The organism is Vulcanococcus sp. DEBay_Sum22DG08_74, from assembly GCF_017852955.1.
GTDB lineage: Bacteria > Cyanobacteriota > Cyanobacteriia > PCC-6307 > Cyanobiaceae > Vulcanococcus.
Genome location: NZ_JAFMKL010000021.1, coordinates 1 through 20876, shown reverse-complemented (window position 1 = coordinate 20876; position 20876 = coordinate 1). Strand labels below are relative to the sequence as shown.

The window sequence follows — 20876 nt, the reverse complement described above, 5'->3', positions numbered from 1 at the left end:
TGGAGCCAAGGAGACTCGAACTCCTGACCCCCTGCATGCCATGCAGGTGCTCTACCAGCTGAGCTATGGCCCCTTTTGATACCGATGAGCTCACCTGACGCTGGTCGTCAGGGATGGCCCGGAGGCCGTGCTTTCGATGCGAAGAGCTTACACCGCAGAGGGTCTAAACCTGGCGCCAGACAGCGACGAGCTTCCCTTGGATCGCCACCTGATCGGCATCGATCAGGATCGGTTCGTAGGCGGGATTAGCGGCCTCTAGGCGCACCTGGCGTCCATCGCGGTGGAAGTGCTTCAGGGTTGTGCCGCTGCCGGGGACCAGGGCGCTGACGATCGTGCCTTCTCGCAGGCGGCTTGGTTCGCTGACGGGCTCCATCAGGACGACGTCACCGTCGGCGATGTGGGCGTCCACCATCGAGTCCCCGTTGACGGTCAGGGCGAAGAGCCCGCGGGTGGCCAGCACCGGCTCGAGCTCGAGTCGTTCCTCGACGTCGTCAAAGGTTTCCACCAGGCCGCCGGCGGCCACAGCCCCGAGCACTGGAATACCGCCCCCGAGGGCGTCGCCCAGCAGCTGCAGGGTTCGGGCCTGGCCCTCTTTCCAGGTGATCCAGCCCTTCTGTTGCAGGTGGCGCAGGCGACTCTGAATGGGAGCCGGTGAGCGCAGCCCCATGGCCTCCATCATCTGGCGGATGGAGGGGCTATGGCGATGTTCGCCGATGTACTGGGAGAGCCAGTCGTAGAGCTCTTGCTGGGCAGTGGTCAGGGGCTCAGGCGATCCAGCGGGCACCGGCAATGCATTTGTTCGTCAATACATTTGTACCGCTGGTGCTTGGCTTTGGCAACCGGCTGTTACGAGAGCAGGGCTGCCAGCAGGGCCTGCTGCGCGTGCAGGCGGTTCTCCGCTTGATCGAAGATCCGGCTGCTGCTGCCCTCCATCGCCCCGGCGCTGATCTCCAGGCCCCGGTAGGCCGGCAGGCAGTGCAGGACGATGGCCTTGGGGTCGGCCTCGGCCACGAGCTCCTCATTGAGGCACCAGCCGTTAAAGGCCTGTTCCCGTTCTCCCTTCTCCTCTTCCTGGCCCATGGAGGCCCAGACGTCGGTGTAGAGGGCATGGGCGCCGCGCACGGCGGCCACCGGTTCTTGAATGACCTCGATGCTGCAGCGACCGCCGGCCAGAGCCCGGGACTGCTCGAGGACCGCAGCGCTTGGCTCATAGCCCTTGGGGCAGCCCACGCGGATGTTCACCCCCAGCAGGGCGCCACAGAGCATCAGGGAGTGGGCGACGTTGTTGCCGTCCCCCACGTAGGAGAGGGTCAGCCCCTCGATTGAACCGAAGGCCTCCTGCAGGGTCAGGAAATCGGCCAGGGCCTGGCAGGGGTGCTCCAGGTCGGTCAGGGCATTGATCACCGGAACCGAGGCCCAGTGCGCATACTCCGCCAGCTCCTCCTGGGCAAAAGTGCGGATCGAGAGGGCGTCGACGTAGCGACTCAGCACCCGGGCGGTGTCGGCCACGGGTTCACCCCGTCCCACCTGGGAGACCTGGGGGTTGAGGTCGATGGTCTGGCCGCCCAGGCGGGCCATGGCCACCGTGAAGCTCACCCGGGTGCGGGTGGAGGCCTTGCTGAAGATCAGTCCCAGCACCTTCCCGCCCAGATCGACGCGGGTGCGGCCGGCCTTGAGGTCCGCGGCCAGGTCAAGCAGGGCTCTGGTTTGTTCCGCGCTGATGTCAGCTGACGAGAGGAAGTCGCGTCCGCTGAGTTCGGAGAGGGAGGAATAGCCGCTCAGTGCAGCCATGGGCCCGTCTTCAAAGAACCCTTATCCGAGATGACGGGCCCCCGCGTCAACCCCTTGGAGCTCAAGCGATGGCTTGAGCGTCCTCGGGCATGACGCTGCTGGCGAGCAGATCCTTGAGGTCATCGCCTTCGATCACCTCTTTTTCGAGGATCTGCTGGGAGATGCTCTCCATCAGCTCACGGTTGTGGCGAAGGATCGAGAGCGCCCGGTCATGGGCGCGGTCCACCAGGGTGCGCACCTCCTTGTCGATCGCCTGGGCCGTGGCGTCACTGACGACCCGGCGAGGGTTGTTGGCGCCGCCGAGGAAGCGGCTGCCGCCCTGCTTGTCGTAGGCCAGGGGGCCAAGGATGTCGCTCATCCCATAGGTGCCGACCATCTGCTCTGCGATGTCGGTGGCCCGCTGCAGGTCGTTGGCCGCACCGGTCGTGACCTCACCAAAGACGATCTCTTCGGCGCTGCGGCCGCCGAGGAGGGTGGCGATCTGACCCTCGAGGTCTTCCTTGGAGTTCAGGAAGCGCTCTTCGGTGGGCAGCTGCAGGGTGTAGCCCAGGGCCGCCATGCCGCGGGGAACGATCGAGATCTTGGCGACCTTGCTGCCGCCGGGCATCAGGTGGCCGACGATGGCGTGGCCGACCTCGTGATACGCCACGACCTTTTTCTCGTCGGGCTGGAGGACGCGGCTCTTCTTCTCAAGGCCAGCGACCACGCGCTCGATCGCCTCGTTGAGGTCACCTTGTTCAACGGAGGTCCGCATGGCGCGGGCGGCCAGCAGGGCGCCTTCATTCACCAGGTTGGCCAGGTCCGCTCCGGCAAAGCCGCTGGTGGCCTGGGCGATCTTGTCGAGATCAACCCCTGGGGCGAGCTTCACCTTGCGGGCATAGATGTCGAGGATGGTCTTGCGGCCCGAGAGGTCCGGGCGATCCACCAGCACCTGCCGGTCGAAGCGGCCGGGGCGCAGCAGGGCGGCGTCCAGGGTTTCGGGTTGGTTGGTGGCGGCCAGGACGATGACGGGCTTGTCCTTGGCGGCGAAGCCATCCATCTCGGTGAGCAGCTGGTTGAGGGTCTGCTCGCGCTCGTCGTTGCCTCCGACGACGCCCATCGAGCCTGCGCGGCTCTTGCCGATGGCGTCGAGTTCGTCGATAAAGATGATGCAGGGCGCTTTTTTCTTCGCCTCTTCAAAGAGGTCCCGCACGCGGGCGGCGCCGGCACCAACGAAGAGTTCGACGAACTCCGAGCCGCTGATGATGAAGAAGGGAACGCCCGCTTCACCGGCGACGGCCTTGGACAGCAGGGTCTTACCGGTTCCCGGGGGGCCCACCAGCAGGACGCCCTTGGGAATGCGTGCGCCGATCGCCGTGTAGCGCTCCGACGACTTCAGGAAGTCGACGATCTCGGTCAGCTCTTGCTTGGCCTCATCGACACCCGCCACATCGGCAAAGGTGACTCTGGATTCTTCATCCGGGACGTAGACCTTGGCTTTGCTCTTGGTGAAGCTCAGGGCACCCTGGGCGCCGCCCATGGAGCGGCGGGCGAAGAACTGCAGCACCAAGATGAAGATCAGGGGCGGCACGATCCAGCTCAGGGCCGTGGTGATGAAGCTGGGCTTCTGGGGCGGAGCGGCGGCGAACTCAACACCGTGCTCCTCCAGCCGCTTCGGCAGATCCATGTCGAAGATCGGCGTGGTGGCGAGCACCGAGGGGGCGTCCTCCTCCGGAGGGGCCTTGAGCTCGTAGCGGATCTGTTCTTGGGTGATGTAGGCGCGGCGGACGTTGCCGTCGTCCACCTGACTGACGAAGAGGGAGTAGGGAACCCGAGGCACCTGCTGCATGCCCTGGTTGGGCAGGAAGCTGCTCACCAGCAGCAGCACGCCAAAGCCAATCAGCAGCAGATTGACGATGCCGAAGCGCCGGTTCGGGGGCGTGTCGTCCTTGCGGATAGGCATGCGACGGGTGCGCGTTTGCCCCAAACTAGGGTTGCTGCAAGGCCCCAGTGGGGGGTGAGAACCGAACGGGGGCCGGTCAGACCATGTGCGGTCGTTACTCCCTGACCTCCCGTCTGGACCAGCTGCTGCCCAGGCTGGGAGGGGGCTTGCCGGACGGTTTGCTGGCGCACTACGCGCCGCGGCCCTTGATTCGCCCGGGGGAGCCGGTGTTGGCCCTACGCCAGGAGCACGGTCAGATCAGTCCGGCCTTAATGCTCTGGGGGCTGCTGCCGGAGTGGAGCAAGGACCCCTTGAACGGGCCCCGGCCCTTCAATGCTCGATCGGAGACCGTGGCGGAGAAGGCCAGCTTTCGCGGCGCCTGGCGCCATCGGCGCTGCCTGCTGCCGGCCGATGGGTTTTACGAGAAGGGGCATCGGCTGGCCCCAAGTGATGGCGGGATCTTTTGGTTGGCGGGTCTCTGGGATCGCTGGATCGGACCGGATGGCAGTGAGGTGGAGACCTGCTGCGTGCTGACCACCACGCCCAATGCCTTGGTGGCTCCGCTGCATGACCGGATGCCGGTGATCGTTCCTGAGGGGTTGGAGGAGGCCTGGATGGAGCCCCTGGATGGGCCGGGCCTGCGGGCCCTGGAGCCCTTGATGCAGGGCTGGTCGCCGGAGGGTTGGGCGGCTGAGGGGCCGGTCAAACCCAAAGCCAAAGCCAGCTCGGACCAGTTGCCCCTGTTTGGTTGATCGCCAGACTGGGCCATGGCCCGCAAGAACCAACGCCACCTCGGCTATCGCCTGCTGCTGGCGAACTGTCTGACGGTGATCGCTTGCTTGATGCTTCCGCTGGGCATGCGGCAGCTGTCGGCCTTGGGTTATCTGTCTTTGCCGTGGGTGCTGAGCTTCAGCTTGGGGGCACCCCTGGAGTCAGGCCGATGGTCGCTGCAACGCTCCCGGGTCTATCGCCTGCTGGCGCTGCTGACCTTTGCGTCCTCGATGGGTTGGTACTTCACCGGTGCCAATGCCAACCAGGCGGGCTTCCCGCTGCTGTTTGTCTGGACGCTGCTGGTGGCCTGGAGCTGTGAGCGCCTGATTCGCAACCTCGCGCAGGAGCGACTGATTAGCCGGGATGTGTTGATGGGGGCCCTGGCGGGCTACCTGCTGGTGGGTCTGGCGGCGGGGCTGCTGTTTGCCGTACTGGAGTCGCTTGCTCCAGGGAGCTTCTTGAACTCCGTGGCCAAGGATGTCTCCCTGCTGCATGGTTCAGCGGGGCAGGCGGCCCGGATTTTCTCCCTGGATTTTGTCGAGCTCAACTACTACGCCTTCATCACCCTGACCACAACGGGGTACGGCGACATCAGTCCGGTGACGCCCCAAAGCCAGATGTTGAGCGTGATGGTGGCGGTCTCCGGGACGATTTACTTGGCCCTGGTGATGGGTCTGCTGATCAGCCGCTTCACCGTTCAGGACGTCGAGGAAGAGATCGCCGAAGAGCAAAGGAACGACTAGTGCTGCAGTTCCAATAGCCAGTCGTTGCCGAGGCGCCGGAGCCGTTGCTGCGGCCATAGCTCCGCCTGGTTGACATCGATCAGCCCCAGCTCGCCAAGGGGGGTGCGAGCGGCCAGGCCGCCCAGCAGTTTCGGGGCGATCACGCCTGCCAGTTGCTGCACGCAACCCTCGCGCAGCGCTGCGGCGGCCAGTTCCGCTCCGCATTCCCAGAGGACCTGATTGCAGCCCCGCTGGGCCAGGAGCTCCAGGGCTGCCCGGGGCTGGCACTCCGGCAGGGCCAGGTGCTCCACCCCGAGTCGATCGAGCTGCTGCTGTTGCTCGGCTGGGGCCTCATTGCCGTGGAGGACCAGGGTCTGGGCCAGGCTTTGATCCCAGAGCTGGGCGTCCTGCGGGAGATCCAGGCTGCGGCTGAGGACCACCCGCAGCGGCTCCGGGCTGCGCTGCCCGCGGCTGGTCAGCAGGGGGTTGTCGGCTCGGACGGTGCCGCCCCCGACGAGAACCGCGTCGCATTGGGCCCGTAGCTGATGCACCCAGGCGCGGGCCGGGGGACCGGAGATCCACTGGCTGGCGCCATTGGGCAGGGCGGTGCGCCCGTCGAGGCTCATGGCCCACTTGAGGATTCCCCAGGGGCGCCCGGTTTGCACCCGCTGGATGAAGCTGCGGTTGAGGGCCTGGGCTTCGGCTTCGCAGACCCCGCTGATGACCTCGATGCCGGCGGCCTGCAGTTGGGCGATGCCGCCGCCAGCCACGCGGGGATCAGGATCGCGCATGGCCACGATGACCCGGCTGACCCCAGCGGCGATCAGGGCTTCACTGCAGGGGGGCGTGCGGCCGTGGTGGCAGCAGGGCTCCAGGCTGACGACGGCGGTGCCGCCTTGGGCGCGCTCGCCGGCCTGGCGCAGGGCATGGACTTCGGCGTGGGGCGTGCCGGCTTGGCGGTGGAAGCCCTCACCCACCAGTGCCCCCTGGCGATCGAGGACGACGCAACCCACTAGAGGGTTGGGGCTGGTGCGTCCGGCGCCGAGGGCGGCCAGCTGCAGGGCCCGCTGCATCCAGGGCCGCCAGGCGCTGCTGCTCATCCGGCGTCGCGCCAGCTCGGCAGGCTGCGCCATTCACCGACCACAAAGGGAGGAACCGGCAGCTCCACAAACACCCCGGGCAGCTCCAGGCGTAGGGGGCGGTTCTGGTGCAGCTCGGCCAGCAGTGGATTGAGGTCAAATTCGGCCGCGGCATCCCGGCCATCGGCGGCCAGCTTGGGGTTGGCGGTGGTGATGTCCTCGAGCTCCCAACTGCCCCGGCCGGAGTGCACGATCAAGGAGGTGGGGTGATCCAGGCGGACGCGGCCGGGGTAGCCGACGATCCGCAGGGTGACGGGGCCGCCCGGGGGACCGGTGCGGTAGGCCACGGCCTGCCAGCTCTGGTAGTCCAGATCCCGCAGGCTCTCGAGGCTGCGCACGATCTCCGTGCCGTTCTCATCGGGGTGCAGGTGCACCTGGGCGTTGGCGGGTTGGCCCAATCCCAAGGCGAGTACCCCGCCGATCAGCAGGGAGAGGGCAACACGAAGTAGTGCCATAACACCATTGCTCTGAGGCCAGCGTATGGAACCGAGTTGTGGTTCCGCTTAGCCCCGCTCCGCCCCCGGGATCCGCTGCCAGTCGGTGTGGGTGGCCCAGACCCCCCAGATGGCCATGGCCCGCAGGTAGTGGCAGGCGCGGAAGGTGTTGACGGCCGTGATCGCCTCGGGGGTGCGGAACTGCAGGCCGCCGGAATACACCTGGTTGACCACCGCGGAGGTGATCGCCAGGGCGGTCTCGGTCTCGCCCATCAGCCGGAAGTAACTGGCGATGCCGAAGTTGATCCCGGTCCAGACCTCCAGCGGGTGGGTGCCGTTGGGATCCAGGGGGGTGCCATCGCGGCGCAGGCCATTGGCAACGCCCAGGCTGCCGCCCTCGAACTTCTCGAAGCAGGAGTCCTTGACGGCATTGAGGGTGCTGCGGCTGTTGGCCTCGCTCACCACCGGCTCCAGGCCCAGCAGGCGGGCATAGAAATCGCCGCAGAGCTGATCGGCCATCACCACCGGCGTGCCGCTCTCGGCATCGATGTCGTAGTACTCGCCGTTCCAGAGGAGCCTGTCGAAGTTCCCCCGCGCCTGCGCCAGCCAAGCGCTGAATTCCTGTTGCTCCGCCGAGGTGTCTAGGCCGGTGCTCAGTTGCAGCTGCTGGGCAATGGCCAGGGCGGCCTCGAGCGCCGCAATCCAGAGGGCGCCGCAGTAGGCGCTGACGCCCTTGAGCGGCCAGTCATCAAAGGTCTGATCCGGCGCGCCGCCGTTGTCGGGTAGGCCGTCGTTGTTGATGTCGAAGGTCTTGAGATAACGCAGGGCTTCCACCGCGGCCGGCCAGCAGTCCGCCAGGAAGCGCAGGTCCTCGCCGTTGGGGGCGAGCTTGAAGGTGCGCCAGACCTGCAGCACGTAGTCGCTGGCGAGGTCCTTCCAGAGGTTGCAGTCCTGGTAGGCCGTGTAGTTCGTGGCATCCCAGGGCTTTTCGTTCGGCGCCCCCAGGTCATGGGGTGTGGCGCCTTTGACCTTGCGGGCGGCTTCCACGCGCCCCTTGCCCTGGGTGAAATACCAGCCGATCGGCCGTGGCGTGGCATCGGCCGCGGGGATGGCCCGGGCAAAGCTGCGCAGCACCGCCTTGTCGAGCTCCGGCCAGAGCTGCAGCAGCGCCAGGGAGCCATAGAGCCGCACGTCCAGGCTCTCGTACCAGGCGTAGTCCAGGCACTCCAGCACCCCGAATCGGCCGACGGGATCTTCGCGGCTGGCGGCACTCCAGAGGCTGCCGCCGCTGCAGAGGTCGTAGAGCTCGTTGAAGAGCGCCATCCGCAGCGGCTCGGGCAGATCACTGCGCTCCAGCACCGGTTGTTGCCAGGCCTCGATCTGTTGGCGCCAGCTGCGCCAGTCCCGCAGACCTTCGGCGGCGATGGCGGCGGCGTTCTTGCCGCTGGCGCCGAAGAAGTCGGTGTAGCGCCGCAGGGCACTGGTGCCGGTGGCGAAGGCCGTGACCGGCAGGTCCCAGCTGATCACCACCGGGATCTCGATGCTCTGGCCGGGCTCCAGGCGGCAGCGCACCGCCAGGGCCGCGCTGACGGGCTCGGCTGCTCCACTGCGGCGGTTGTTGTTGCTCTCGGGGATCGAGCCATCGCGGCTGAAGCTGCCCCAGAGATCCGAGCCGTCGCCCTGGGGATTCCAGCGGCTGCAGCGTTGGATGCTCACGCCGGCTTGCTCCTGCGTCGCGATGCACCACTGCCCTTCCCCTTCGGCGACCGGAGAGGAGACATCACCCCCTAGGACGACTCCCTTGAGCGAGCCGTCGTCGATCCAATCGTTGCGATGGCCCTCGCTCTTGCCGATGGCCGGGGCGTAGTTGTGCTCGGGGCTGCCGTCATCGCGGAAGTGCACCTCTGCCGATGAATCGGTGTTGGTGAACCAGCCGCAGGTGTTGCGCCAGCTCAGCATCAGCGAGAGGTCCAGGGCCTGGCGCGTGGGGTTGCGCAGGGTCCAGACGAACGTCGCCAGCGGGTAGCTGGTCTGCTGATAGTTGCCGGGGAGGATCGGGCTGAAGGCCTCGCAGCTGACCTCGGCCTCGAAGACCCCTTGGTAGTGGCTCCAGCTCAGCGGATAGCGCGCGGCGTAGGTGCCGGTTTGGCGTTGCTCACTGCTGGCGGGATACCAGCTCCAGCTGGAGAGGGGGTCTGCGGCTTCGGGGCGTGAGTCATCTCGGTTGGGCTTCACCGCCAGGGCGTGGGCCCGTTGCTCTGTCCCGTTGCTTTCAAAGAGCGAGAACTGGCAGTCGGGCAGCACGCCGAACCAGTGCTCGCCGCCATCGAGGTGCCAGAGGTTGAAGGAGCCATCAGGGGCGCGGCCGATGCAGCCGGCGCCAAAGCCGCCGAGGGGCATCCCATGGTTCGGGCCGTCGTCCAGGTTGCTGGCGTAGCGAACGGTGTAGGGCGACGCCCAGCCCTGACCGAAGGCTCGGCTCCAGCTTGCGGCCGGGGGCTGCCAGGTGGAGGGGCGTGAGGCGCGACTGAGGCCGGTGCGGCGCAGCAGGGACTTCAGGGCGGAGAGGCCGAGGCGCGCCATGGGGCAGCTAATAGTGCCGCCAGCTTGTCAGAGTTGAGAGGGGTTGGCCCGTTCGTTGGCCTCCTGTTCCACCAGGGCATCCAGGGTGGCGGCGGAGCGCACCAAGGCCTGGTAGCGCTGCACCACCCGGCGGTTGCGCTCCAGCCAGCCCGCGGGGTTGCCTTGGGCCACGGCCAGGCTGCCGCTGTTGTCGTCATCCAGCAGGTCCAGGTCGCCCTGTTGCGCGATCAGGGCGACGACCAGGTCATGCAGGCGTTGACGGCGATCGGAGGGGTTCATCGCTCAGCAGCAGAATGCTCCCATGATTGAGGTGATTGGCACCGACGCGGGAGCTCCGGCATCGCTGCCCCTCGACAAGCAGCAGTTGTTGCGCCAGGCCCCCTTGGTGGCGGCGCCCCTGCGTCTGCATGACGCCCTGACGGCCTGGGACGGCTGGAGTGGTGCGCGGCTGATTGCCAGTGACCAGCCCAGCGCCCTACTCGATCAGCTTCAGGGGCAGGGGCAGGCCGTGGTGTTGGCCAGTGGAGACCCCCTCTGGTTTGGCATCGGCCGGCTGCTGATTCAGGGCCTTGGCGCCGAGCGCTTGCGGTTTCATCCGGCTCCCTGCTCCCTGCAGCTGGCCTTCTCGCGCCTGGCGCGCCCCTGGCAGAACGCCGCTTGGATCAGCCTGCACGGCCGTGATCCCGGCGCCTTGGCTGCGCGCCTGCAGCAGCGGCCAGAGGCCCTGGCGGTGCTGACCGACCCCAGCCGCGGTGGGGTCACAGAAGTGCGTGAGCTGCTGCGCGCCTCGGGTCTGGAGCAGGCCTATGGCCTCTGGCTCTGTGAGCGGCTTGGGCATCCGGGGGAGCGGGTCCAGCGGCTGGCCCCCTCGGCTGCGCTGCCGGCTGATCTCGACCCGCTGCATCTGGTGGTGTTGCTGGCGGAGGTGCCGGCCCCTGCGCCGCCGGAATCCCTGCCCCTACTCGGCATTGCCGATGGCGCCTACCTGCAGCACCCCGATCGGCCGGGTCTGATGACCAAGCGGGAGGTGCGTGTTCAGCTCTTGGCCGAGTTGGAGCTGCCGGCCGCTGGCGTTCTTTGGGATCTCGGCGCTGGAGTCGGCTCGATTGGTCTGGAGGCCTTGCGGCTGCGGCCGGGTCTGCAGCTGTGGGCGCTGGAGCAGCGCGGCGGTTCGGCGGAGTTGATCCGCGCCAATGCCCAGCGACTGGGGGTGGTTCCCGCGGGTGTGATCGAAGGCCGGGCGCCCGAGGCCCTCTCCGAGTTACCGGACCCCGACCGCGTCTTGATCGGCGGCGGCGGCCGCGATCGGTCGGCGCTGCTGCGGGCCGTTCTGGATCGGCTGAAGCCCGCTGGCATCGTCGTGATCCCCCTGGCCACCGTTGAAGCCTTGGCGGAGCTGCGTCCTGTTCTCGAGGGTGCTGGCCTCACGGTGAGCATCAGTCAGCACCAGGCCTGGCGCGGTGCGGCCCTGGCCGATGGCACGCGGCTGGCGCCCCTTAATCCGGTGTTGATCCTGCGGGGACAGAAGGGATCGGGCTAATCACCACCGGCATCCCCACCCGAAGACCCAGGCGTTTGGCTTCTCCTGCCCCGAGTTCCACGACCCCATCCCCTGGCTCCACGGGGCCATAGCTGCGGCAGGGCAGGTGCGGGCAGGGAGTCGTCTCGGGCTCAATGGCGATCACCCGGTTGCCGTTGAGGAAGACCATGTCGAGGGAGGCCGGGGTCTTGTGCATCCAAAAGCGCAGGGGTTGCGGCTTGGGGAAGGGAAACCACATGCCCCGCAGCGGAGCCAAGGGTGGGCGGCCCTGAAGCCCTCGCCGCTGCTGCTCTTGGCTGCGGGCCACCTCGAGGGCAATGCAGGGCTGCTTCTCCTCAAGGCACCACTGGGCCTCGATCGGTAGTTGCTGGGGCGGCAGAGCGGGAGTTGGCATCGCCCTAGCCCAGTTGGGGAGGGCCGTCGCTGAGGCAGTAGCCCCGGCCGCGCACGGTGTGGATCAGGCGCTTGCCGCCGCCGGTCTCGAGTTTTTGCCGCAGGTAGCGCACGTAGACCTCGATCACGTTGCTGGCGGCGCCCTGCTGATCCCGCCAGACCGTCGCCAGGATCCGCTCGCGGCTGACCACCTCGCGGGCATGCCGCATCAGCAACTCCAGCAGGGCGTACTCCCGCGCGGTCAGGGCGATGGTTTGGCCATTGCGGCGCACCTCATGGCGGCTGGGGACGATCGAGAGGTCCCCCAGTTGCAGCAGATCCCGCGGCGGCCGTTGCTTGTCCTGCAATTTCAGATGCACCCGCAGCCGGGTCAGCAGGTCACTGGCGCCCGCGGAGGACAGCCAGAAGTCATCGCCCCCCTCGATCAGCACCTGGGAGCGGGCGGGAACACTGTCCTCGACGATGTCCAGCAGCATCGGGAGCGCCCCGAGGTGGGCGCGCAACTCCTGAATCCGCGCTCCCCACTCGGCCGAGAGCACCACCAGCTCACACCCGCCCTGGCTGGCTTGTTGCAGGCCGCTTTCGCCGATCAGTGGGCTGTACCCCGAGGCGCTCAGACGCTCGGCGAGGGCCTCGGACGTTTCCCCCAGCAGCAGGACGCAGATGTCGCCCATCAAGCGCCGGGCTTTGCCACGTGCGGCAGGCCCCAGCCGAGCTTGTTGCGCAGCACCTGGAAAAACTCATGGTCCGCCAGGCGCACAAAGCGGACTGGGTGCTCACTGCGGCGGATCAGCACCCGATCCTCCGGCCAGACGTAGCAACCGGCGCTGCCGTCCACCACCATCATCAGCCGCTCCGGGGTGGCGGGGAAGACCGTCACCGGCTCCTGATCGCTGAAGACCAGTGCCCGTGACGCCAGGGAGTGGGGCGCAATCGGGGTGAGTTGCAGCACCGGGCAGTCGGGGCTGATCACCGGTCCGCCGGCGCTCAGCGCATAGGCGGTGGAGCCCGTCGGGGTGGAGAGGATCACGCCATCGGCGGCGATGTCCACCGGGGCATGGCGTCCCACGGCGATCTCGAAATGGCACATCGAGGTGATCGGCTCGCGGTGCAGGGCCATCTCGTTCAGGCAGAGCAGTTCCCAGCGGCGCTGGTCCCCGCGCATCACGGTCACCACCAAGGTGGTGCGTTCCTCCACCGTCCATTGACCGGCGATCACCTGCTCGAGGGCCTCCTCGAGCTTGGGCAGGTAGGTCTCAGCCAGGAAGCCCAGGTGGCCGGTGTTGATCGTCAGGATCGGCACGTCGATCGGTGCCGTCATTCGGGTGGCCGAGAGCACCGTGCCATCGCCCCCCAGCACCATGGCCATGTCCATCCCGGCTTCGAAGTGGGGCGGGACGCAGGCAACGTGGCCCTTGCTGCGCAGGTGTTGCTCAGGATTGGCGAAACCCACCATTCCGGCGGCACTGCTGGCGCGCAGCACGTCGTAGCCCGCCTGCTTCAGGCGGGCCTCAATCGTGTCGGCGGTGGACAGGGCCAGGTCCTTGCCGTCGTTAATGATCAGTCCGACGCAGGGCAAGGAGCAGCTCAGGTGGTCCCCCAGAGTTTATGGGGATCAGAACTGTTCGAGGAAGCGCAGATCGCTCGTAAACAAGCGGCGGATGTCATCAATGCCGTGGCGCACCATGCAGAAGCGCTCCACCCCCAGGCCGGCGGCGAAGCCGCTGTAGCGCTCGGGGTCGATGCCCATGCCCTGGAGCACGGCGGGGTCGACCATGCCGCAGCCCATCACCTCGAGCCAGCGGCCGCGCCACTGCACATCCACCTCGGCTGAGGGTTCGGTGAAGGGGAAGTAGCTGGCGCGGAAGCGCACCGGCAGATCGCCGAAGAACTGCTGCAGGAAGGACGTCACCGTGCCGCGCAGATGGCTGAAGTCCAGTCCCTCATCGATGGCCAGTACCTCAACCTGGTGGAAGACCGGCGAGTGGGTGGCATCTACGGCATCCCGGCGATAGACGCGCCCCGGGGCAATGATGCGGATCGGCGGGGCGTTGTTCTCCAGGTGGCGGATCTGCACCGGAGAGGTGTGGGTGCGCAGCAGCTGGTGATCGCCCAGATAAAAGGTGTCTTGCATGTCCCGGGCCGGGTGGTGCTCGGGGATGTTCAGGGCGGTGAAGTTGTAGAAGTCGCTCTCGATCTCAGGTCCTTCTTCCACCTGGTAGCCGAGGCCCGAGAAGATATCGACGATTTCTTCGATCGTGCTGATCAGGGGGTGGCGGTGCCCCACCGGCGTGAAGCTGGCCGGCATGGTCACGTCCAGGGTCTCGCTGGCGATGCGCTCGGCCATCGCGGCGCTCTTCACCGCCTGCAGGCGATCGCTCAGCAGGCTCTGCACCTGCTCCTTGAGCACGTTGGCCCGCTGACCGACCACCGGCCGCTCATCGCCGGGCAGCTTGCCCATCGCTCCGAGCACCCCGGAGAGCCGACCCTTCTTGCCCAGCAGGCCCACCCGCAGCTCCTCGAGGGCTGCGGCATCCGCGGCGGCGGCGATCTCTTGGGCAGCCTGGGCCTCCAGCTGATCGAGTTGATCGGTGAGCTGCTGCAGGCTGACGGTGGCGCTCAAGGATCGACTTCAACGAGCGCCGACTTTAGGTAGACGCCTGTTTCAGGCCCCTTAGCCTCAGGCCAGGCGTGAGGGCACTGTGCGGATCCTGATCAGTAATGACGATGGCGTCTTCGCTGATGGCATCCGTGCCCTGGCGGCTGAGGCCCTGCGGCGCGGTCATCAGGTCACGGTGGTCTGCCCCGATCAGGAGCGCTCCGCCACGGGCCATGGCCTGACCCTGCAAACCCCCCTGCGGGCCGAGCGTGCCGACGAGCTCTTTGCGGAGGGTGTCACCGCCTGGGCCTGCAGCGGCACCCCCAGCGATTGCGTCAAGTTGGGCCTCTTTGCCCTGCTTGAGGAGTGGCCTGACATGGTCCTCTCGGGCATCAACCACGGCCCCAACCTGGGCACCGACACCCTGTATTCCGGCACGGTCAGTGCGGCGATGGAGGGAACCATCGAAGGCCTGCCCGCCCTGGCGGTGAGCTGCGCCGATTACAAGTGGCGCGACTTTGAGGCCTCAGCGCGCATTGCCCTGGATGTGGCCGAGCAGAGCCGCCGCGAGGACTGGGACAAGGGCATGCTCCTCAACCTGAATGTCCCGGCCCTGCCGCTGGAGTCCATCGGGCAACTGCGCTGGTGCAGAAAGGCCGTTCGCCGCTACACCGACCAATTCGTCAAGCGCGCTGACCCCCGCGGCCGCACCTACTTCTGGTTGGCCGGTGAGGTCGCCAATGACCTCGAGGCCGAAGTCGCCGGTCCCAAGGAGTGGCCCATCGATGTGGCCCATGTGGCCGCAGGCGGTGTCTCGCTGACCCCACTGCAGCCGGAGTTGTTCTGGCGCGGAGACCTCTCAGCCCTTAAGCCGCCTCACTTCGAGCGGTAGATCCGCTGCAGGAACCAGAGCGAGAAGATCAGACCGATGGTGTGAGCGAAGAGCACCTGGGTGTTGCTCAGCACCGAGAGCATCTCAATGGAGGTGATCGGATAGCCCACCAGGCTGCGGGCGCTGGTGCCCCCCACCGGAGAGCCAAAAAAGCCGGGGGCCTGCAGCGAGGCCTGGACAAACAGGCTGCCGGCCAGGGACTGATAGCCCACGGAGGCAAAGACCAGCCCCAGCACATCCGCCAGCAGGCCGCGTTTGATCAGCTTTCCGGCTTCGCTGCGGCTGGGCTTCGCGCCGCTGCCTAAGGCCCGCCCGAGCCGCACGATCAACCAGCCCTGCCAGAGGCTGTAGAGCAACACAAAGAAGGACAGGGTCGTCAGGGAGAGGCCCGGTCCTAGACCCAGGGCCCGCTCGGAATTGCGGGCCAGGCTGCCGCCGATGTTGTTGAAGAGCAGCACCCCCACGACCACGATCCCCAGGGCGGTTTGCGTCCAGAAGCGGATCCAGGCCATCCGCCTCAGCCCTAGGGAGAGCAGCTGAAAGTCGAGGCGATCGGCCATGGGACGTGGGGGGATGCCCAAACCTGCCATGGGAGAATGCCTCTGGCGAGGCCTCGAGCGCTTTTGGTTGTGATTGCAGCGCTCGAGCCAGGGCAGGCGAAGGGGCCGACGGCGGTGGCCCTCGGCAGCTTTGACGGTCTGCACCCGGGGCATCGCAGCGTGATCGCGGCCGTCACCGAACGCGCCGCCCAACGGCATCTGGTGCCGACGGTGGTGAGCTTCTGGCCGCACCCCCGGGAGGTGCTCTTCGCCGAGGCGCGGCTGCGGCTGGATTTGCCCAGCGAGAAATTGGCCCTGCTGGAGCCCCTGGGGATCGAGCAGTTGGTGCTCGTGCCCTTCACCCGCGAGCTGGCGGCTCTCTCCCCCGAGGCTTTCGTGCAGCAGGTGCTGCACGAGCAGCTCCAGGCCGGCCTGGTGGTGGTGGGCGCCAACTTCCGCTTTGGCGCAGGCCGCAGCGGCACTACCACAACCCTTCAGCAGCTCGGCGCTGAACGGGGCATCGAGGTTCAGATCCAACCCCTGCTGGCCGAGGGGGAGGAGCAATTCAGCAGCAGTCGCATCCGACGTGCCCTGGCGGCAGGAGATCTGCTGGAGGCCACCCGGCTGCTGGGCCGTCCCTATCGCTTTGGCGGAACCGTGGTCAGCGGCCGCGGCCTAGGACGTCAGCTGGGTTGGCCCACGGCCAACCTGCAGGTGGATGGCCGCAAGTTTTTGCCCCTCGAGGGGGTCTATGCCGCTTGGGCCTGGCTCGGTGAGGAACGGCTGGCGGCGGTGATGAACCTGGGCCCGCAGCCCACGGTGGATCCCACGGCCCCTTCGGCCGTTGAGGTTCATCTGCTCGGCCGAACGCTCGATCTCAACGGCAGGGAGCTGTTGGTGGAGCCGGTGCAGCTGCTGCGCAGCCAGCAGCGCTTCGAGAACCTCGAGGCCCTGGTGCAGCAGATCCAGCGCGATGCCGAGAGTGCCACGGCGCTGTTGGAGTCAGCTGCCGGGGTAGGCGTTGGTTAGGCCCCAGCCGATGAAGGCGGCGATCGCCCCCAGCAGCAGAATCCCTGAGATCAGCACCACCATTGGGCTGTCGGATTCGCCCTGGGCCATCGCCATTCCTATTGGTTTGCGCCACAAACCTAAGCAGAGAGTCCTGCCCGTGCAGACGCCATGACCACACCTGAACAGCCGGCTGCGGTGTTGCGGTTGCTGGACGCCAACCTGGACCGCGCCCGTGAAGGGCTGCGGGTGATCGAGGACTGGTGTCGCTTTGGCCTGGATCGGGCGGATCTGGTGGCCCGCAGCAAGGACATGCGCCAACGCCTGGGCCGCTTGCATGACGAGCGCTACAAGCGGGCCCGCGACGCGGCGGGTGATGTGGCGACGGGCATGGCGCATCCCGCCCAGCGGGAGCGGGAGCAACCCCAGGCAGTGGTCGCGGCGAACTGCGGCCGGGTGCAGGAAGCCCTGCGGGTCCTGGAGGAATTCGGCCGTGGCGTGGATGATCGCCTGGCTGAGGAGGCCGCGGCGGTTCGCTATGCCCTCTATGACCTGGAGGTGGATGTGATGCGAGCCAGTGCCGGCGGGCAGGAGCGGCGGGAGCGGCTGCGGGCGGCGCGGCTCTACCTGGTGACCAGTCCCTCGCCTCGGCTGGAGGCCGTGGTGGAGGCGGCCCTGGAGGGCGGCGTTCGCCTGGTCCAGTACCGCGCCAAGGACGGAAGCCTGGGTCCCGATGGCCAGCCGATCACCGATGCCGTGCGCCTGCAGCAGGCCCAGGCGCTGCGGCAGCTCTGCAGTCGCCACGGGGCCCTGTTCCTGGTGAACGACCGCATCGACATCGCCCTGGCGGTGGATGCCGATGGCGTGCATCTGGGCCAGGGGGATCTGCCGCCGGCCCTGGCGCGGCAGCTGCTGGGGCCGGAGAAGTTGATTGGCCGCAGCACCCATGCCCTGGCGCAGCTGCAGCAGGCCATGCGCGATGGCTGTGATTACGTCGGCGTTGGACCAGTGAACGCCACGCCGACCAAGCCCGGCCGTCAGCCGGTGGGATTGGATTACGTCCGCCAGGCCGCTGCGGAGAGCGCCATTCCCTTCTTTGCGATCGGCGGCATTGAGAAGGACAACCTTCCCTCGGTGCTGGCCACCGGTGCCACCCAGGTGGCCGTCGTGCGGGCGATCACCGAGGCGGCCGATCCCGCCCAGGCCGCCCGCGAGCTGTTGGAGGTCCTGGGGGAATGATTGAGATTCGGGTCAACGGCGAAACCACCAGCTGCCCGGAGGGCTTGAACCTGGTGCAGATGCTGGAGCACCTGGGCTATCGCCCCCAACTGGTGGTGGTGGAGTTCAACGGCGAGATCCTGCCTCGCGCCCGCTGGGCTGAGCAGCCGGTTCGGGAAGCCGATGGTCTGGAGGTGGTCACCATCGTCGGCGGGGGTTCTTAGATTCCATCGAGCTAGAGCTCTGCCGTGGCCGCTTCACGTCCCTCCTCGCTCGTGAGACGGCTGCTCAGCGGCTTGATGGTTCCAGCCCTGGTGCTCACACTCCTGCTGGCGATGCCTCAGGCCAGCCAGGCAGCCAGTGGCGGTCGCATCGGCGGCGGCAGCTTCCGCTCCGCTCCCATGCCACGGAGTTATGGCGGGGGCGGCGGTTATCGCGGTGGCGGCTACCAGCGCGGCTATGGCGGCGGCTTCGGCTTCCCCTTCGTAGTGCCCTTCTTCTTTGGTGGCGGCGGCCTGTTTGGCTTCCTGATCCTGATGGCCGTGGTCGGTCTGCTGGTGAACGCGGTGCGCGGTGGCGGTGGCGGCGGCTCCCTGCCGGCGGGCATGCAGGGCGGTGCCATCGATCGCGCGCCAAGCGATGGCCCTGTTTCGATCGCCCAACTGCAGGTGGGTCTGTTGGCTTCGGCGCGGGAGCTGCAGCAGGACCTGAGACAGCTCGCCGGCAGTGCCGACACCAGCACCAGCAGCGGCCTGCAGCGGGTCCTGCAGGACAGCACCTTGGCCTTGCTGCGCCAGCCGGATCTCTGGGTCTATGCCAACGCTGAGGTGGGGCAGGTTCCCTTCCAGGCTGCGGAATCCACCTTCAATCGCCTCTCGATGACCGAGCGCAGCAAGCTGCGCAGCGAGGTCACCAGCAACGTCTCGGGAACGGTTAGCGCCAATAGCGGTGGACCGGCCGGTGATGCCGATGCCGTCAGCGACTACATCGCCGTCACCCTGCTGGTGGCCAGCCGCAGCCGCCTGACCCTCAAGCCGGTGAATGGCTCCGAGGACTTGCGCGAGACCCTGCGCATCCTGGGTTCGGTTCCGTCCAGTCAACTGCTGGCTTTGGAAGTGATTTGGCAGCCGGAAGGGGCGGGTGATGTGCTGAGTGCTGATGAGCTGATTACGGCTTATCCGCAGCTGAAGCACCTCTGATTGGGCTCTTCGGATTTCCTCAAGAATTGAGGAACTAAAGAATCTCTTCGGCTCTTGATCGCCAAAACCCGTTGTTAAGCAATGGGTTCAATTTGTAGGGTCTGAAGACTTCAATTTCAGACCGTGTCCACCCCGCGCCACACCGCCGAGACCTCCGCCATGAAGTGGCAGGCCAACGGTGAATTGGCCGGCGTGGATCTGCAGGCTCTGCTCAGCCGCCTGAACAAGGTGGAGAGCGAAGAGCGGGCCCGCGAGCTGGAGTGGCTGAGCCGCCACGAGGCGGTCTGAGGGTTAGCGCGGCGTTGCGCCGGGGCCAATCCTGAAGGCCAGCCGCAGATTCGGCCTGGGCTAGTTGCACCCCCTGGGGGTGCTCAGCACACTGCGGTGCACCGGCGTTGCGTGAATGGCTCGGCGATCGATGCAGTGGGTGAACACCCCCGTGTTGATGGAGGCCTTGGATCGCTACGAACAGGGGCGACTGCCCCGCTCGATGCGTCTCTGGGTGGAGGCGGTGCTGGAGATCGAGCGCCCGCTCAGTGCTCCGCTGCGGCCCCACTGCTGAGCAGGATGCGCAGGGCGGCCATGGCCGCGCCATAGCCGTTGTCGATGTTCACCACGCTCAGGCCCGGAGCGCAGCTGGCCAGCATTCCGTGCAGGGCCGCCTGGCCGCCGGCACTGACGCCGTAGCCAACGCTGACCGGCACTCCGATCACCGGTTGGGGCAGTAGGCCCGCCAAGACTGTGGGTAGGGCGCCTTCCATGCCGGCGCAGGCGATCAACACCCGGGCCTGGCGCAGCCGCTCGAGTTGATCCAGCAGCCGGTGCAGGCCCGCCACGCCCACATCCAGCACCAGTGCGCAGCTGATGCCATGCCATTGCAGGGCGAGCTGCGCCTCGGCGGCGACGGGGAGATCGCTGGTGCCGCCGCTGAGGATCAGGACCTCGCCGAGCGCCGGCCGGGCCGCCGCCGCAGCGCCAAGGCTGAGGCAGCGGGCATCGCTGTGGAACTGCAGCTGCGGGTCATGGGCGAGCAGCGCGGCCACGTCCTGGGCTTTGGCGGGATCGACCCGGGTGGCCAGGGCCAGCTCGCCGCTGTCCTGTTGCCGCTGCAGGATCGCGGCAATCTGTTCGGCTGTTTTGTGCTCTCCCCAGATCGCCTCGGCCATGCCCAGGCGTTGGCGGCGTTGCAGATCCAGGCGGGCCTGCTCGCTCATGCCGCGGGGATCAGTTCCCCTTCAAAGACCAAGGGAAAGGGATTGCCCTGGCCTTGGCCCGTGGCTTCGCGAGCGAGTTGCTCAAAGCGCTCCTGCACCGCCTCCACCTCCGTCTCGGGGATGGCCTTCCACTGCTCCCGGCTGGCCCAACGGATCAGCAGGGTGCCCTCTTCCCGCTCGCTGTCCCAGAGCAGGTCACGGCCGAGGTACCCGTCCTGCTTCTCGAGCCAGGGCTCCCAGCTGCCCTGCTCGGCCTGCAGCCAGGCGGCGCGGCCGTCGGCCGGCACCTTGATGCGCAGGTGCTCCACGACGACGACCTCCAGCTGACCGCCCGGCTTCGCGTTGGTGGCGATCGCCACGTCGGGATGGCCGGCCAGCAGCATCGCCAGGCAGAGCACAAGTGCCGCGACCCTAGCGAGCAGCCTCATGGCTGTTGCAGCAGCGCCACGGCCTGGCAGGAGATCCCCTCCTCGCGGCCCTCGGCACCGAGCTTTTCATTGGTGGTGGCTTTGACGCCCACCTGATCCGGCTCCAGTCCCATGCGCGCCGCGATGGCGCTGCGCATGGCGTCGATGTGGGGCTTGAGCTTGGGGCGCTCGGCGATCACGACCGAATCCACGTTGACCACGCGCCAACCCCGCTCGGTCACCAGGGCCACGACCTGCTCCAGCAGCACCAGGCTGTCGGCTCCTTTCCACTTGGGATCGTCGGGGGGAAAGTACTTGCCGATGTCCCCCAGGGAGAGGGCCCCGAGTAGGGCATCCATGATCGCGTGCACCAGCACGTCGGCGTCGCTGTGGCCGTCGAGCCCCAATCCGTCTGGATGCTCCAGCTGCTGCCCGCCCAGGATCAGCGGCCGACCGGGCACCAGGCGGTGGATGTCGTAGCCGTTGCCGATCCGCAGCTGCATGGG

General features: G+C 67.4%; 25 protein-coding genes and 1 tRNA gene. 10 read left to right on the top strand and 16 right to left on the bottom strand.

The features are described from left to right. The 4 genes from QZ184_RS04415 to ftsH form a co-directional block, all read right to left on the bottom strand. Nucleotides 1-73: transfer RNA gene (locus QZ184_RS04415), tRNA-Ala, on the bottom strand. 90 nt (nt 74-163) lie between these two features. Beyond that, nucleotides 164-790, bottom strand: coding sequence for a transcriptional repressor LexA (lexA, locus tag QZ184_RS04410; RefSeq protein ID WP_010315515.1), 627 nt, complete (start codon nt 788-790; stop codon nt 164-166). A gap of 56 nt (nt 791-846) precedes the next feature. Further along, nucleotides 847-1791: an ornithine carbamoyltransferase gene (gene argF, locus QZ184_RS04405; RefSeq protein WP_296415778.1), complete on the bottom strand. Its 945-nt coding sequence runs from the start codon at nt 1789-1791 to the stop codon at nt 847-849. Between the two features lie 61 nt (nt 1792-1852). Beyond that, nucleotides 1853-3733 (bottom strand): ATP-dependent zinc metalloprotease FtsH, encoded by a 1881-nt coding sequence (ftsH, locus tag QZ184_RS04400; RefSeq protein ID WP_029626161.1) that lies wholly within the window; start codon nt 3731-3733, stop codon nt 1853-1855. An 83-nt stretch (nt 3734-3816) separates the two neighbouring features. Between ftsH and QZ184_RS04395 the strand changes: the two genes are divergently transcribed. Beyond that, on the top strand, nt 3817-4464 hold the full coding sequence (locus QZ184_RS04395) for an SOS response-associated peptidase (RefSeq protein ID WP_296415781.1): 648 nt from the start codon (nt 3817-3819) through the stop codon (nt 4462-4464). Between the two features lie 15 nt (nt 4465-4479). Further along, on the top strand, nt 4480-5226 hold the full coding sequence (locus QZ184_RS04390; RefSeq protein ID WP_296415783.1) for a potassium channel family protein: 747 nt from the start codon (nt 4480-4482) through the stop codon (nt 5224-5226). On the opposite strand, the gene ribD is transcribed toward QZ184_RS04390, so the two are convergent. The 4 genes from ribD to QZ184_RS04370 are packed head-to-tail and all read right to left on the bottom strand — an operon-like array spanning nt 5223 to nt 9640. Continuing rightward, a complete protein-coding gene (gene ribD / locus QZ184_RS04385; protein WP_296415784.1) occupies nt 5223-6305 on the bottom strand; it encodes a bifunctional diaminohydroxyphosphoribosylaminopyrimidine deaminase/5-amino-6-(5-phosphoribosylamino)uracil reductase RibD in 1083 nt (360 codons plus the stop codon). The two genes, QZ184_RS04390 and ribD, sit on opposite strands and share 4 nt — an antisense overlap. Further along, entirely contained in the window at nt 6302-6799 is a 498-nt protein-coding gene (locus QZ184_RS04380) for a DUF3122 domain-containing protein (protein WP_010315525.1), read from the bottom strand. The genes ribD and QZ184_RS04380 overlap by 4 nt, the downstream gene beginning before the upstream one ends. A gap of 48 nt (nt 6800-6847) precedes the next feature. Further along, a complete protein-coding gene (locus QZ184_RS04375) occupies nt 6848-9361 on the bottom strand; it encodes a GH116 family glycosyl hydrolase (protein ID WP_296418334.1) in 2514 nt (837 codons plus the stop codon). 27 nt (nt 9362-9388) lie between these two features. After that, on the bottom strand, nt 9389-9640 hold the full coding sequence (locus QZ184_RS04370) for a hypothetical protein (protein WP_247477238.1): 252 nt from the start codon (nt 9638-9640) through the stop codon (nt 9389-9391). 22 nt (nt 9641-9662) lie between these two features. Between QZ184_RS04370 and cbiE the strand changes: the two genes are divergently transcribed. Beyond that, complete coding sequence (gene cbiE / locus QZ184_RS04365; RefSeq protein WP_296418332.1) at nt 9663-10901, top strand: precorrin-6y C5,15-methyltransferase (decarboxylating) subunit CbiE; 1239 nt, start codon at nt 9663-9665, stop codon at nt 10899-10901. Here the strand turns inward: cbiE and QZ184_RS04360 are convergent. From QZ184_RS04360 to pheS, 4 genes are read right to left on the bottom strand one after another with little or no spacing between them, the layout of a single operon-like run. Next, nucleotides 10858-11295, bottom strand: a complete 438-nt coding sequence (locus tag QZ184_RS04360) for a DUF192 domain-containing protein (protein WP_296416634.1) — start codon at nt 11293-11295, stop codon at nt 10858-10860. The genes cbiE and QZ184_RS04360 overlap by 44 nt on opposite strands. A 4-nt stretch (nt 11296-11299) precedes the next feature. Then, the gene (locus QZ184_RS04355) at nt 11300-11968 is read right to left on the bottom strand and encodes a response regulator transcription factor (RefSeq protein ID WP_296418330.1); all 669 of its coding nucleotides are present in this window, start codon (nt 11966-11968) and stop codon (nt 11300-11302) included. After that, nucleotides 11968-12873, bottom strand: coding sequence for an NAD(+) kinase (locus QZ184_RS04350; RefSeq protein ID WP_010315538.1), 906 nt, complete (start codon nt 12871-12873; stop codon nt 11968-11970). Before QZ184_RS04350 ends, QZ184_RS04355 begins: the two co-directional genes overlap by 1 nt. Before the next feature lie 36 nt (nt 12874-12909). After that, complete coding sequence (pheS, locus tag QZ184_RS04345) at nt 12910-13917, bottom strand: phenylalanine--tRNA ligase subunit alpha (protein WP_247477244.1); 1008 nt, start codon at nt 13915-13917, stop codon at nt 12910-12912. Between the two features lie 79 nt (nt 13918-13996). On the opposite strand from pheS, the gene surE reads away from it, so the two are divergent. Then, complete coding sequence (gene surE / locus QZ184_RS04340) at nt 13997-14785, top strand: 5'/3'-nucleotidase SurE (RefSeq protein ID WP_247477247.1); 789 nt, start codon at nt 13997-13999, stop codon at nt 14783-14785. Here surE and QZ184_RS04335 read toward each other — a convergent pair. Next, nucleotides 14770-15345: a DUF3611 family protein gene (locus QZ184_RS04335; protein WP_247477249.1), complete on the bottom strand. Its 576-nt coding sequence runs from the start codon at nt 15343-15345 to the stop codon at nt 14770-14772. The genes surE and QZ184_RS04335 overlap by 16 nt on opposite strands. 36 nt (nt 15346-15381) lie before the next feature. Here QZ184_RS04335 and QZ184_RS04330 point away from each other — a divergent pair, with 36 nt between their 5' ends. From QZ184_RS04330 to QZ184_RS04305, 6 genes are all read left to right on the top strand, one after another. Further along, complete coding sequence (locus QZ184_RS04330) at nt 15382-16353, top strand: bifunctional riboflavin kinase/FAD synthetase (RefSeq protein ID WP_296418327.1); 972 nt, start codon at nt 15382-15384, stop codon at nt 16351-16353. Between the two features lie 150 nt (nt 16354-16503). Further along, a complete protein-coding gene (locus QZ184_RS04325) occupies nt 16504-17571 on the top strand; it encodes a thiamine phosphate synthase (RefSeq protein WP_296416630.1) in 1068 nt (355 codons plus the stop codon). Then, nucleotides 17568-17774 carry a sulfur carrier protein ThiS gene (thiS, locus tag QZ184_RS04320; RefSeq protein WP_247477254.1) on the top strand — a complete coding sequence of 69 codons (207 nt, stop codon included), beginning with the start codon at nt 17568-17570 and terminating at the stop codon, nt 17772-17774. The genes QZ184_RS04325 and thiS overlap by 4 nt, the downstream gene beginning before the upstream one ends. 75 nt (nt 17775-17849) lie before the next feature. Then, complete coding sequence (locus QZ184_RS04315; protein ID WP_296416637.1) at nt 17850-18749, top strand: DUF1517 domain-containing protein; 900 nt, start codon at nt 17850-17852, stop codon at nt 18747-18749. A gap of 123 nt (nt 18750-18872) precedes the next feature. Beyond that, entirely contained in the window at nt 18873-19037 is a 165-nt protein-coding gene (locus tag QZ184_RS04310; RefSeq protein WP_010315575.1) for a hypothetical protein, read from the top strand. Nucleotides 19038-19152: 115 nt separating this feature from the next. Continuing rightward, on the top strand, nt 19153-19311 hold the full coding sequence (locus QZ184_RS04305) for a hypothetical protein (RefSeq protein WP_198001908.1): 159 nt from the start codon (nt 19153-19155) through the stop codon (nt 19309-19311). Here QZ184_RS04305 and larB read toward each other — a convergent pair. The 3 genes from larB to ispF are packed head-to-tail and all read right to left on the bottom strand — an operon-like array spanning nt 19283 to nt 20873. After that, nucleotides 19283-19963, bottom strand: a complete 681-nt coding sequence (larB, locus tag QZ184_RS04300; RefSeq protein ID WP_296418326.1) for a nickel pincer cofactor biosynthesis protein LarB — start codon at nt 19961-19963, stop codon at nt 19283-19285. The genes QZ184_RS04305 and larB overlap by 29 nt on opposite strands. After that, a complete protein-coding gene (locus QZ184_RS04295) occupies nt 19960-20391 on the bottom strand; it encodes a TIGR03792 family protein (protein ID WP_296418325.1) in 432 nt (143 codons plus the stop codon). The genes larB and QZ184_RS04295 overlap by 4 nt, the downstream gene beginning before the upstream one ends. Further along, complete coding sequence (gene ispF / locus QZ184_RS04290) at nt 20388-20873, bottom strand: 2-C-methyl-D-erythritol 2,4-cyclodiphosphate synthase (protein WP_247477259.1); 486 nt, start codon at nt 20871-20873, stop codon at nt 20388-20390. Before ispF ends, QZ184_RS04295 begins: the two co-directional genes overlap by 4 nt. Between the last annotated feature and the right edge of the window lie 3 nt (nt 20874-20876).

Coding starts and splice junctions, on each gene's coding strand:
- QZ184_RS04330 (WP_296418327.1), top strand. CDS start 15,382: ATGCCTCTGGCGAGGCCTCGAGCGCTTTTGGTTGTGATTGCAGCGCTC.
- QZ184_RS04370 (WP_247477238.1), bottom strand. CDS start 9,640: ATGAACCCCTCCGATCGCCGTCAACGCCTGCATGACCTGGTCGTCGCC.
- ispF (WP_247477259.1), bottom strand. CDS start 20,873: ATGCAGCTGCGGATCGGCAACGGCTACGACATCCACCGCCTGGTGCCC.
- ftsH (WP_029626161.1), bottom strand. CDS start 3,733: ATGCCTATCCGCAAGGACGACACGCCCCCGAACCGGCGCTTCGGCATC.
- cbiE (WP_296418332.1), top strand. CDS start 9,663: ATGATTGAGGTGATTGGCACCGACGCGGGAGCTCCGGCATCGCTGCCC.
- QZ184_RS04315 (WP_296416637.1), top strand. CDS start 17,850: ATGGTTCCAGCCCTGGTGCTCACACTCCTGCTGGCGATGCCTCAGGCC.
- ribD (WP_296415784.1), bottom strand. CDS start 6,305: ATGAGCAGCAGCGCCTGGCGGCCCTGGATGCAGCGGGCCCTGCAGCTG.
- QZ184_RS04355 (WP_296418330.1), bottom strand. CDS start 11,968: ATGGGCGACATCTGCGTCCTGCTGCTGGGGGAAACGTCCGAGGCCCTC.
- QZ184_RS04305 (WP_198001908.1), top strand. CDS start 19,153: ATGGCTCGGCGATCGATGCAGTGGGTGAACACCCCCGTGTTGATGGAG.
- QZ184_RS04395 (WP_296415781.1), top strand. CDS start 3,817: ATGTGCGGTCGTTACTCCCTGACCTCCCGTCTGGACCAGCTGCTGCCC.
- QZ184_RS04295 (WP_296418325.1), bottom strand. CDS start 20,391: ATGAGGCTGCTCGCTAGGGTCGCGGCACTTGTGCTCTGCCTGGCGATG.
- QZ184_RS04380 (WP_010315525.1), bottom strand. CDS start 6,799: ATGGCACTACTTCGTGTTGCCCTCTCCCTGCTGATCGGCGGGGTACTC.
- QZ184_RS04325 (WP_296416630.1), top strand. CDS start 16,504: ATGACCACACCTGAACAGCCGGCTGCGGTGTTGCGGTTGCTGGACGCC.
- QZ184_RS04390 (WP_296415783.1), top strand. CDS start 4,480: ATGGCCCGCAAGAACCAACGCCACCTCGGCTATCGCCTGCTGCTGGCG.
- QZ184_RS04375 (WP_296418334.1), bottom strand. CDS start 9,361: ATGGCGCGCCTCGGCCTCTCCGCCCTGAAGTCCCTGCTGCGCCGCACC.
- QZ184_RS04360 (WP_296416634.1), bottom strand. CDS start 11,295: ATGCCAACTCCCGCTCTGCCGCCCCAGCAACTACCGATCGAGGCCCAG.
- larB (WP_296418326.1), bottom strand. CDS start 19,963: ATGAGCGAGCAGGCCCGCCTGGATCTGCAACGCCGCCAACGCCTGGGC.
- QZ184_RS04335 (WP_247477249.1), bottom strand. CDS start 15,345: ATGGCCGATCGCCTCGACTTTCAGCTGCTCTCCCTAGGGCTGAGGCGG.
- thiS (WP_247477254.1), top strand. CDS start 17,568: ATGATTGAGATTCGGGTCAACGGCGAAACCACCAGCTGCCCGGAGGGC.
- argF (WP_296415778.1), bottom strand. CDS start 1,791: ATGGCTGCACTGAGCGGCTATTCCTCCCTCTCCGAACTCAGCGGACGC.